Origin of the sequence: Brachyspira hampsonii 30446, assembly GCF_000316195.1 — a bacterium.
Lineage (GTDB): Bacteria > Spirochaetota > Brachyspiria > Brachyspirales > Brachyspiraceae > Brachyspira > Brachyspira hampsonii_C.
In genome coordinates, this window is the sequence record NZ_JH994110.1 from 669,525 (window position 1) to 681,682 (window position 12,158).

Annotated in this window: 10 protein-coding genes, 1 tRNA gene and 1 pseudogene; 6 read left to right on the forward strand and 6 right to left on the reverse strand. The window is 26.1% G+C overall.

Going from position 1 to position 12,158, the window contains the following annotated elements; translation table 11 throughout:
• Both A966_RS03000 and A966_RS03005 read right to left on the reverse strand, forming a co-directional pair.
• A pseudogene (locus A966_RS03000) lies at positions 1 to 1,587 on the reverse strand (AAA family ATPase); the annotation flags it as partial.
• Between the two features lie 21 nt (positions 1,588 to 1,608).
• On the reverse strand, positions 1,609 to 3,699 hold the full coding sequence (locus tag A966_RS03005; protein ID WP_008722386.1) for a hypothetical protein: 2,091 nt from the start codon (positions 3,697 to 3,699) through the stop codon (positions 1,609 to 1,611).
• Positions 3,700 to 4,185: 486 nt separating this feature from the next.
• On the opposite strand from A966_RS03005, the gene A966_RS03010 reads away from it, so the two are divergent.
• On the forward strand, positions 4,186 to 4,788 hold the full coding sequence (locus A966_RS03010) for an HAD-IA family hydrolase (RefSeq protein ID WP_008722387.1): 603 nt from the start codon (positions 4,186 to 4,188) through the stop codon (positions 4,786 to 4,788).
• 15 nt (positions 4,789 to 4,803) lie between these two features.
• Complete coding sequence (locus A966_RS03015; RefSeq protein WP_008722388.1) at positions 4,804 to 6,594, forward strand: sensor histidine kinase; 1,791 nt, start codon at positions 4,804 to 4,806, stop codon at positions 6,592 to 6,594.
• Here the strand turns inward: A966_RS03015 and A966_RS03020 are convergent.
• Both A966_RS03020 and A966_RS03025 read right to left on the reverse strand, forming a co-directional pair.
• The gene (locus A966_RS03020; RefSeq protein WP_008722389.1) at positions 6,589 to 6,945 is read right to left on the reverse strand and encodes a response regulator; all 357 of its coding nucleotides are present in this window, start codon (positions 6,943 to 6,945) and stop codon (positions 6,589 to 6,591) included. The two genes, A966_RS03015 and A966_RS03020, sit on opposite strands and share 6 nt — an antisense overlap.
• A gap of 28 nt (positions 6,946 to 6,973) precedes the next feature.
• Positions 6,974 to 7,057 (reverse strand) — tRNA-Leu (locus A966_RS03025).
• Between the two features lie 166 nt (positions 7,058 to 7,223).
• Between A966_RS03025 and A966_RS03030 the strand changes: the two genes are divergently transcribed.
• Positions 7,224 to 8,231 carry a hypothetical protein gene (locus A966_RS03030; RefSeq protein WP_008722390.1) on the forward strand — a complete coding sequence of 336 codons (1,008 nt, stop codon included), beginning with the start codon at positions 7,224 to 7,226 and terminating at the stop codon, positions 8,229 to 8,231.
• Between the two features lie 117 nt (positions 8,232 to 8,348).
• A complete protein-coding gene (locus tag A966_RS03035; RefSeq protein WP_008722391.1) occupies positions 8,349 to 9,488 on the forward strand; it encodes an HD-GYP domain-containing protein in 1,140 nt (379 codons plus the stop codon).
• Positions 9,489 to 9,491: 3 nt separating this feature from the next.
• Here the strand turns inward: A966_RS03035 and A966_RS03040 are convergent, their stop codons facing one another.
• Both A966_RS03040 and A966_RS03045 read right to left on the reverse strand, forming a co-directional pair.
• A complete protein-coding gene (locus A966_RS03040; protein ID WP_008722394.1) occupies positions 9,492 to 9,824 on the reverse strand; it encodes a hypothetical protein in 333 nt (110 codons plus the stop codon).
• A 2-nt stretch (positions 9,825 to 9,826) separates the two neighbouring features.
• Positions 9,827 to 10,300 carry a chemotaxis protein CheX gene (locus A966_RS03045; RefSeq protein ID WP_008722398.1) on the reverse strand — a complete coding sequence of 158 codons (474 nt, stop codon included), beginning with the start codon at positions 10,298 to 10,300 and terminating at the stop codon, positions 9,827 to 9,829.
• A gap of 199 nt (positions 10,301 to 10,499) precedes the next feature.
• Between A966_RS03045 and A966_RS03050 the strand changes: the two genes are divergently transcribed.
• Entirely contained in the window at positions 10,500 to 10,817 is a 318-nt protein-coding gene (locus tag A966_RS03050; protein WP_008722401.1) for an SLBB domain-containing protein, read from the forward strand.
• Between the two features lie 2 nt (positions 10,818 to 10,819).
• Positions 10,820 to 12,158 (forward strand): hypothetical protein (locus A966_RS13515; RefSeq protein WP_008722403.1); only part of this gene is annotated, 1,339 nt, incomplete at its 3' end.

Genomic DNA, 12,158 nt, shown 5'->3' on the forward strand with positions numbered 1-12,158 from the left:
GTCTTCTTCGAGTACATCATCTAAATTAGGTACATCTTCCAAATCATTATTATCTTCTTCAAGTACATCATCTAAATTAGGTACATCTTCCAAATCATCATTATCTTCTTCAAGTACATCATCTAAATTAGGTACATCTTCCAAATCATCATTGTCTTCTTCGAGTACATCATCTAAATTAGGTACATCTTCCAAATCATCATTATCTTCTTCAAGCACATCGTCTAAATTAGGTACATCTTCTAAATCATCATTGTCTTCTTCGAGTACATCATCTAAATTAGGTACATCATCTAAATTTTCTAATTTTATACTTTCATCATCATCATTTTCATTCTCTAATACTTTATCCAAATATGATAAATCTTCTAATTTTATATTTTCATCTTCATTATTGTTATCTTGAAGTGTCTCTCCTCCGTCTTCTAATACATCATCTAATTTTATTATATCATCATCATTATCTGAGCTATCATTTTCAACTTCTATATCTTCTATTTCATCTATATTAGGTAAGTCAATTTTGCTGTTTTTTGTAATTCTATTTTTTTTATTTAAATATTTTATACTTTCATCATCTAATCCTTCTAAATCATTATTGTAATCATCAATATTAAATTCTTCATCATTTACAATATTAGAATTAGCATAATTGTTTATAGGAGGCTCGCTTTCATCATATATATTTTCTTCTAAATCCTCTTCAGACTCATTTGCTATGTTATTATTAGCTGGTATTAATCTTTCTATAAGAGATGTTGTAAGTAAGAAAATAAAAGATAAAGATAAAAGTCCTAATATTATATATTTCAAATATTTTTGAACTATAGGTACATTAAGTTCTAATATACCTATACTGAAATTCTCTATATCTTTAACCTTTCCGGAATAAAAAGCGAATGTATTATTATCGGCTTCAATACTTCCGGTACTTCCTATATCTCTATTCATATACTGATTTAAACTGTCTATTGATATGCTGTTAATATCTATAGAAGGATTATAATAAAGTACACCATTAGAAAGTACAACAAAGTTAAGATTATATGAAGTATTTTCAAATATTTTTTTAAATACACTTGCTACTATATATCCTACTTCTATTCCTCTATCATTTTTTATAGGTTTGACAAAATATACGCCGTCATAATCTTTATCGAAAAATGCAATAGCTTTAGAGTTCTTATAGCTTTCCAAATTTACAGGCTTAGTTTTAACAGGAGAAGAAAATACTGATTTACCATCTGCCAAATACAGAGCAACAGTATCAAATGGATAATTGCCGCTTCTAAATATTGATATAATTCTATCTCTTTCGGCAGTATCTATTCCATTTAATATTACCTGCTGTAAAAGATTGATAAAAGGATAACTATCAACTATTTTATTAAGTCTTTCATCATAATCCTTAACCAAATTTACTATACTATTCTGACATATCAAAGCATTTCTATCAAGTTTTTTTGTATCAACATCAAAAGCGTCTTTTTTCAGACCGAATACAAATGTAATAAATAAAGCAAGAACTATTAAATTTATGAGTATAGATATATATACAAAGATAGATATCTTATTTTTGTCAGACATATTAACACCTCTAAATAACTATTATTTTTTTGTTATGCTTCTTTTGGCATCTTCCTCTGCTTTGCTTATTATAGAGGATAACATTTTATCGAAAGCAGCAAACACATCATCTGTTTTTGAATTAGATGAATTATCCAAATTAGATGATTTTATATCTTCTTTAGAATCTTCATCTTTTTCATTTTTATTTTTTATATTATCGATAGCTTTATTATATGAATTTAATATATCCATACTAATATCATGGGAATCATTATTGATATGGGGCTCAGATTTTTTGCTATTAAATAAATTTCTTACATACTCTTTATTTTTTTCTTCTTCTTTTGCCTTGTAGCTTGATAAAAGCTCATTTTTTATTATTTTTTTATTAAATTCATTATTAATTTTATAGCTATTTTCTTCTTTTTCATAACTATCTGATATATTATTTTTTAGTATGTTTTCATCTAAAGATAAAGTCTCTTTAATAAAACTTGAAGAAGCATTATTTAATTCTTCATTAGATATTGACATAAACTCTTCTTTATCATCATGATTTACTTCTTCTTCTTCTTCTTCTTCTTCTTTATGATCGCTTATAATATCATCATATTTTTCTTCATAATATTTTTCTTCATACTGTTCTTCTTTTATCTCATAATCATTTACAATATTTTCATAATTTTCTTCCAGCTCTTCTTTCACTTCATAATCATCTGCAGATATAGTATCATAATACTCATCTTCATTTTCACTGCTAATATCATAAACACTATCTTCTAAAAAAGTTTCTTCTATTGCTCTATTGTATTCTTCCTGCAAATCTTTTTTTATATCAGCAAATGCTGTTTCTATATCTATTTCAGTTTTTATTTCTTCTGTTTTATTTTCTAAAGTTTCTAATTTTTCTTCTAAGTCTTTTTTATCAATAGCAAATTTATTTTTGCATGCATTTATTTCTTCTTTTATAGTTGATACTATATTTAATATATCTTTTCCTATATTGAATTTATCATCATTTTTGGACTCTATATTATTTTTTATATATTCATCAGGTATTTTGTATTGCACCTTTTGAACTATAGGAGGCATTTCTTCTATAGGGTTTGATTTAGGTAGTTGTGAGTTAACTATATTTTTACTTATAAGCTCATCATCTCCTTTTATGCTTTCCACATAATCTTTATTGCTTTTTACTTGCATAATATACTTGAAGAAATATACTACAGCTTTTATAAGTAATTGACAAACTAGTATTAATAATGCAGTTATAGCGAGCACTATAAGTTCAAAGTAGTTAGGATATTCTTTTCCTATCATAGAAACAGAAAGAGAATCATTAACCATAAAGCTTGGCTGTTTTTTATAGTAGGCATATCTATTTATAACGCTTGAAACTTTTTCTATGTTGTTATCGCCAACAGCTTCTCTGACATTGTAAACAGAGTTTCTAGCATCGCTTACATAAAGTCTTTTATCTGCTACTTGATAATACATAGCTATATCAGATACATAGGCATAATCATTTCTAGTTGCAACTATTATTTCGCCATAAGGATTTTTTATATACTCCATTATATAGAATGCATTTTCATTTGTAGCATTTAACACTAATGAACCTTTTGTCTTAATTTCATTTATTAAATTATCCTGAAGTTCTAAAGGCCAAGATTTGTTTCTTGATAGATATAAGTTAAGAAGCATTTTTCCTTCAATATTAAATACAGTCATGCCTCTAAGATACGGATTTTCTACAGTCATTTTATAATAATTATTTTTATATTTATCTATTTGAGCTTTTGAAGGCGTATTATTAGGATTGAAATCTTTTAGTGAATCTGATGTCTGATACATACTATATCCTACATAATCAGATATAGATTGAGTTATTAAATTAACTTGATACTCAGATACGCTATTTCTTTTTATTTTCATTTTTACAGCTATTTTGTCTATTTTCTGCATCATCATGTCTAAATAATCATTTATAAACACTGCTATTCCATTATTTTCAGGCAATACAGTATTGCTTGCAGCACGGGCAAACATTGCTGCTATAAAAATGATAAGAAAAGATATCATTAAGCTTAAAATGGTCTTCATTATTTTTTGTTTTTCATTTTCATTCATAATATTTAGCCTTTAGATATAGTTATCTTCTAATAAAGATACAAGAAACTATATTAGTTATCGGCTAAAGCGAATTTTACTTGAAATGTTTTCTTTGTTATTGGAATTAATTTAGGACTGTATATTATAAAGAGCTCCGCTGAGCCGTATACGACATAAATGCGCCTGACTTTTTTTCGTCAGGTGGGCTCCTCAGAAACATGACCTTGATTTCTCAAAACCGTATCGCGATAACGGCGAGCCTATCATTAATGCTTCGCTCCAGATCCCTAATGCATTAATTTATACTGGCGCAAGAATGTACTATCGTTCAACGAGAACAGCAGAGTTATTACAATATAAATTCTTTTTAATTATTTGTCAAGACTATAATAATAAAATTAACATAATATTTAAAAATTTATTTGCTTCTTGATTAGTTTTTAATATACTTGACAAACATTTTATAGAAAATATAATATATAATAAATTTTTAAGGGTTATTTTATGATTAAAAATATTATTTCAGATATTGGAAATGTATTATATGAATTTAGCGTAAATGAATTTATAAATAAATATATAGCTTCTGAAGATAGAGAACAATTTTTACAAAGTTCTTTTCTAAATGAAAATTGGAATCTTATGGATAAAGGCGATTTAGCTTTTAATGATGCAAGAAAATTATTTATACAAATGAATCCGAAATATAAAAAAATTATAGATGATTTATTTGATAGTGCATTAACATTATGCCTCAATAGAAATCATAATAATATATCTTTACTTAAAGAATATAAAAATAAAGGGTATGATATATACTATCTTTCTAATATGCCCTCTGAAACATTTGAAGTATTAAGAAAAGAAACTGATTTTTTTGATAATACTTGTATAGGAGGCGTTGTTTCAGCACATGTCAAAATGATTAAGCCTAATAAAGATATTTATGAATATTTTTTAAATAAATTCGCTCTAAAAGCTGATGAATGTCTATTTATAGATGACAATATCAACAATGTTAATTCTGCTTTAGAGATGGGTATTAATGCTTTGCAATTAAAAAAAATAGATGATATGAAAGTTATATTACAAGATATGCTTAAATAATAATAATAATATATTATGAATTTTATAAAAAAAATATTATCAAGAATAAAGATTAGATATGGTATATTATTTCCAAGTCTTATATGTTTATTTACTTTAATAAATTTTATAGCTACCTTATGGCTAAGCAGTTTTATATATGAGCCTAACATTACAAATCAATTTTATATGTTTTCTATAATGTTTTTTCCTCTTACAAGCATTATGATAGGCGTTATAGTGATAATTAAATTTATTGTTGATGCTATAATGAAAAAAGAGGGTTCTCATTTAAAATTGGTAATAGTATTGATTATGGGTCTTATGACTGTGCTTCCAAGTATTGTCATAAGTAAAATATCTACATACATAATTAAAACAAATTTAAATTTATTTTTAGATCAAAATATAAACAGTTCTGTAGAATATGTAATGGATATTTCAAATAGAGAAATAACAGAGAAACAGGAATTTATGTATGGAATTATAAAAAAAGTGGGGATAAATTATTTTAATAATTTGTTTGACGATTTAGGAACAGGCTATTCTAAGTATGAAGATATAAGTGATGCCATAAAGTATTCTAAATATTTTGATAATGTAGTATTTTTGTCAAATTCATATAATGTAAATAATATAATTTTTTTTAATTCAGCTAATTATATACCTCTTGATATTAACTATAAATTAACTAATACTAATATAATATTTGTTAATAGTGAATATAACGGCTCATTTTATGTTAATGCAATTATCCCATTATCACATAGCAATAATTATGTAATATGGTCTGAAACTATGCCTAAAAATTATATTGAAGTAAGAAATAATGCTTTAGAAAGCTTTAGGATATATAATTCTGTTAATATGTTTACTAATGAGTTTTCTATGATACTTAGCTTGATGTATATATTTGTTCTTGGTATATCTGCATTTTTTTCTATAATACTTGGAATAGCTTTGTCAAGGTTAATAACAGGACCTATAAGCCTTATACTTAATGCTACAAATTCTATTACAAATGCTGACTTTAATATAGATATGAAGCTTGGTGGAGTACATGACATGAGAAATCTAATACATAGGTTCAATGTAATGGCTAGGGCGTTAAAATATCATAGGGATAGAGAAAACACTAGGGCAAGGCTTGAAACTTGGAGGGAGGCTGCTATTAAAGTGGCTCATGAAATAAAAAATCCGCTTATGCCTATAATAATGAATGCTGAGCTTATAGATAGGAAAATATCTGTAAATATGACTGAAAAAGATGTTGAAAGAGCTAAAAATTCTTCCAATATTATAATAAAAAATGCTAATGTGATTTCTAATTTGGTGAGATCTTTCTCTGAATTTTCATTTGCTATCAAACTTTCAGATGAGAAACAGTCTATTAATGGTGCTTTAATAGAGGTTTTAGAATCATTCAAAAATATCAGCTCTATTCAATTTAGTGTAGTATTGAGTAAGCATGATTATTTTATTAATATGGATAGAGAAAAATTGATAATGGCTTTTAGAAATTTGATAAAAAATGCTGTAGAAGCTATGGAAAAGTCTTCAAGATATGTAATATATATATCATCATACCATGAAATTATAGATTTGAATGAGTTTTTTATTATTAGTATTACAGATACAGGCATAGGAATAGAAAAAAATAATTTACATAAAATATTTGAGCCTTATTTTACTTCAAAAGAAAAGGGTACAGGTATAGGACTTTCCACTGTTGAGAAAATCATATCTGAACATAACGGAACTATAGAAGTGGAATCAATACCAAATGAAGGAACTACTTTCTTTATAAAATTTATGATTGAATCATAGAGATTCTATTTTTGTTATTAATTTATTTATATGCAGAGGATATTTCATACATATTATATTATGTTTTTTTGCTTCTTTTTCTAAGTCTATGTCTATATTTTCATATAAAAAGAATATAGTAAATTCATTAAAATTGGGAAGTTTTTTGAGTTCTGCAATGAACTCCATAATATTTATCCATACAAGATTAGGATTGAATACTAAAATTTTTACGCTGTATTTATATATTTTGCTTATAAGTTCATATAAATTTTCAGCTATGAATACTTCTATTGAAGAGCTTTCTAATGCAGCTTTGATTTTATTTAATCTATTATTATCATCATCTATTATTATAGCTGAGTAATTCATGGGCAAACTCATTTATAGTAATTTAATGTGCCGAGAGAGGGACTCGAACCCTCACTGAGTTGCCTCAGGCAGATTTTGAGTCTGCTGCGTCTACCAATTTCGCCATCTCGGCAGTATGTCATATAAAGACATTAAATTTAAGTTTTTTAATTCTTAAATTATAAATTATACTGAATAAAAATCAAGTATTAATACGGTATATTTTTTCTTTTTTTGCGTATATATGTTTTATTTATTATAAAATATAGTAAAATATCTTATAATGAAGGTTGTTTATTATGAAGATTACATTAGATATGTCTATATCGAAACTTCTTGATGCTTTTGACAGAGAATTTGGAGTATCTTTGGGAATATATAAAGGTGCACATAAGTCTGACAATATTAAATTATTTGAAATATCTGACCCTAGAAAAAATCAAAAAGCATTTATAGTTATTAATAAGGATACTAGTGTAGAAAGTGCTGAAGCTATGTTTAGAAATACATTCGGAATCAGAGTTCAGATAAAGGATAGGAACGGAAATACAGTAAGTCAGGAAAGTACATTAGGCGGTATTAGAAAATTAGATAAGGGATTTAATAATAATGATGAGGATAATATTAATCTTATAGATAATGATGATGAAGAAATGAATGATAACTCAGACGATGAAAATAAAAAAAAGAAGAAAAAAAAATCATATTTTTTAAAGCCCAAAACAGTTAAACATACTGTAGAAGATAAAATAAAGGAGATAGATAAATATTATTTGGGATTTCAGAGATCTGAGAGATATAAATCGATGCTTAATCTTTTATCATGTATGGAAGAAGCTAAATTAACATATCCGGAATCTAAAGAACTTACAGATCATATAGAAGAGATAAAGTCGAAATCTTTAAATATATCGAATTTAAGCATAAAAAAAAGAAGATTTGCTATATTAGTATTAATTATAATAACTTCTATTTTATCTTTAATAGGTGTAGGTACTTGGGGATATAACCTTTATCAAAATATAAAAAAAGACAGAGAAGCTGACAGTATAATACAGGAAATAGATAATTTGAGGATTAGAAAAGGTTCTCTAATGGAAAGCGGAAACATATCCGAAGCTAATGCTATAGATGAGAGTATAAACTCAAAATCAGCAAGACTTAATAGCATACAAAATGAGAGTGCGGTTTCTATAGCTAATTATTTTATAATATTAGCATTATTTTTTGCTGTAATATTAGCGATGTTTATACTTAGGCTTAATAAATATAATGTAACATCAATAAGATTTGGAAAAAATACATAAGTTTATAATGAGTATGAATTTTATATATATAAATTAACATAATTTTACTTGATAATATATAACTATATGATATTATATCTTTAATATAATGATTTATTATTTATAGTGAGGAACTAAATGCCAAAGATTATTATACCACTAAATGAAGTAAAAGAGGGAATGAAAGTAGCAAGCAATATATATAATAGTGATGAAAAAAGAATTGTAGATATAGGTACTGTGATTACAAAAGATATTATAGAAACTTTAAAAAGAAATTCTATCACTACAATTAGTGTAATGGAGCTTTTGGATTTAAAAAAAGAAAATACTGTTAATACTTCAGGAGACGGAAAAAAAGCTGTATTAAGAGGCGTAATAGAAGAGAATGGAAAAAAAATATTGAAAATAGATAGTCAGGAAGTTGCTAAAAAGCAGGAGGCTACCATAGAAAAAACTAAGTCATTGTATGAAACAGCTAAGAACGGCGGCGGAATAGATTTTGACTCTATGAAAAAAGAAGTTAATACTATGCTTTCTTCTATTGTTGAAAATAAAGATGCACATTCATATCTTTCTATGTTAAAAAGAAAAGATGAAACTATGTATAAGCATGCTGTTGATGTAGCAACATTAGCGGCTATTACTGCTGGTGAATTAAATCTTACTAAAGTTGATATGGCTAATATTATGCTTGGGGCTTTAGTACATGATATAGGAAAAGTTCTTATACAGGAAAGTTTGCTTTCAAAAGTTAATCTTACTAAAGAAGAAGAGGCTATATTAAAAAAACATCCTACTCAAGGCTATAAATTGGTAAAAAGAGATAATTTAGATGATAATATAGCAGATATAGTATTAGAACATCATGAAAAATATGACGGAACAGGATATCCTTTTCAAAAAGATAATAAAGATATAAGTTTATATAGTAAAATAGTATCCATTTGTAATACTTTTAATAATTTGATAACGAAAGGCGAACATGGTGTTCCATGCACTCCGGATAAAGCTGTAAAAATCATTATATCTTTAGCAAAAAAAGATTTTGACAGCGATGTTGTAAAAGCATTTCAAAAGGCAGTTGGATTTTACCCTAATAATACAAGAGTAAAACTTTCAAATGGAAGTATAGCGAGAGTTATAGAACAAAACCCTAATTTGCCTTTAAGACCTGTACTCTCTATTGTTAAGCATCTTGATGGTACTGTGAGCGATGGATTAGAGGTTATTGATTTGTCTGTATCCAGCGATTTATTTATTAAAGAAATAATGTAATATTTAATATTTTAATTTTTGTTTTTTAGATAAAAGACGAGTTAAATATTTTAATTCATATTTTGAATAGTAATCTTTTACCATTGTAACGCCTCTTTTATTAAAGAAAGAAAAATACTTATATTTTTCTAATGTAGATAAAAGCTGTGAGAAATGTTCTTTTTCTAATCTAAAAGCTGCTGAAACTTCTTCTAAAGAATATAATTTATTTTCATCTTTGAAATATTTATTTAAAAATTTATTTGATTTTACTGTTATACGAATATTATCAATAATCATTTTTATAATTAAAGCTATAATAAATAATATTAATGGATATTGTATTATTTTGGGCATTATCAATTAGTTTGATTAAATAAAATTAAGTTCATAAATATTTCACCTAATTCAGTTTTATAACTTATAGATAATATTTTATCATTTTCCTTTTCCAGCATAGACATCTGTTCGCTCATAAGTATAGCAGGAGGAGTCATATCTAAATCTATATGTTTTGTAGATAAATCATTAATAGCACTTCCAGCAACCATATTAACAAATTCTTTAATAGTGGCAATAAATATATCATCTATTGTAGTTATAGATTCCATATTAAGAGCTGAAGCTAATTTAAAAGCAGTTGCTTTGTTCATATTAAACATAAGCCTTCCGCTTAAATCTCCTGTGATGCCTACGAATACTATAACGCCTCCTACATGATTTGCGTTTCTGTATATTCTTACATCGCCTTTTCCAACTTTTGAGTTGAAATAACTTTTTAATATAATTACTGTACCTTTGCTGAAAGCATTTACTACATCTAAATCAAACATATAATAACACCATATAATTTATTTTGTAATATAATCGGAAATAAATATCATATTCTTAAGAGTATACTACTATTATACAAATATTCAAGTAAAAAATCTAATTATTATATATTAATTAACAGAAATCTTGACTACAAATAAAAAGAATGATATCATTAAATAAAATTATATAGTATATAAATTAGTAGCCGATAATATTATGAGAGATAGAATACTTTGTTTATCTTTTACATTATTGATATTTGTATTTGGTATATTTATAAATCTTTTTTATAAAACTAATAATACAAATAATAAATTAATTAGTATTACAGTAAAAGGGGCGGTTGTTAATCAGGGAGTATATTTCTGTAAATATGGCATCTCAGTATCCGAAGTTTTAGAAATTTGCGGCGGAATGACTGAGCTTGGATATTTGCCGGTTGGGTTTGATTATAATATGCCTATAACCAATGATACAACGATTAATATACAAAAAAGATATTCAACTATAAGAAAAAATTATGAAGAGAATTGATAGTGGAAAAAGAATTCGCTAGTATTTTTGAAAGTAATAAAGAAATCTCGCTCGATGAGTATGAAATAAATAAACTTCTAGATAAAACTATAGAAATTAATGAAAATGAATTTCCTGTAATATCTATAGGAAATTCTGATAAAGAAAGTCCTAAAATATTAGCTACAATCACAACTAAAAAATATGAAGAAAAAGAAAATTCTGAGGATACTAATTTAGAATACAGTGATGAAATAACTAGTAATGCTTATTCAGATGAAGAAACCAAAAAATATAAAAATCTTCAGGAAACTTTAAGCCTATCAGAAAATGATATAGAAGTGGCAGGTGAAATAGTTGATTCTGAAATAGATATGTCCAGCTTATTTCCTAATTCTGATAATAGCCCTAAAACTGAAGAAGAACTAGAAAAAAACAAGTCAGAGTTAACAGAAGAACAGTCTGAAATAATCAATAACATATATTCTGAAGAAGAGAATGATATACATAAAGAATCTGAAGAAGAATCTTTAGAGGGCTATGAATTAAGCAATATTGAAACAGTTGAAGATTTTAGTTTAGATGAAAGTTTCAAAAAAGCTGATGTATCAGAATATAGTGATGAAGATTTATTATATAATCAGTTAGAAGATGATGCTGAAGATTCGTCTAATTCTAACAATATTGAAGATGAAAACTTTAATGCAGAAGAGTTAAATAGTTTAGATAATACTATAAAAGAATTGAAAATTGATAATGAAGAAGATGTTGATATAGAAGATTTAATTGGTACAGATAATTTTTCAAATTTGGAAGAAGATATTAAAGATGAGAGTATTCGTTTAGGCGAAACAGATTTAAATAATTTAGAAGATACTATAAAGGATTTATTAAATAATAAAAATGATTCATCTAAAGATCTTAATATAGAAGATTTAATATCTTTTGAGCATCAGGAAAATTCTGATACTAAAGAAGAAGAACCTACTTCCTCAGAAGAAGAATCTCATCTCCCAGAAGCGGAAGAATCTCAATTGGAGATGAAAGAGTATACAGATGAAGAGCTTCTCGATGCAGGTAATATATTAGAAGATGAACCATTAGGAAACGAAGTTACTGAAGAATCTGAAAAAAATATAGAATCAGAATCATCTTTAGAAGAATCAGCAAGTACAGAAGAATCTATTGATGAAGATACATCAGAAGAAGAATCTATTCCTTCAGAAGAAGAATCTGAATTAGAGATGAAAGAGTATACAGATGAAGAGCTTCTTGATACTGATAATATATTAGAAGATGAACCATCAGGAAACAAAGTTGCTGAAGAGGCTGAGAAAGATATAGAATCACAATCATCTTTGG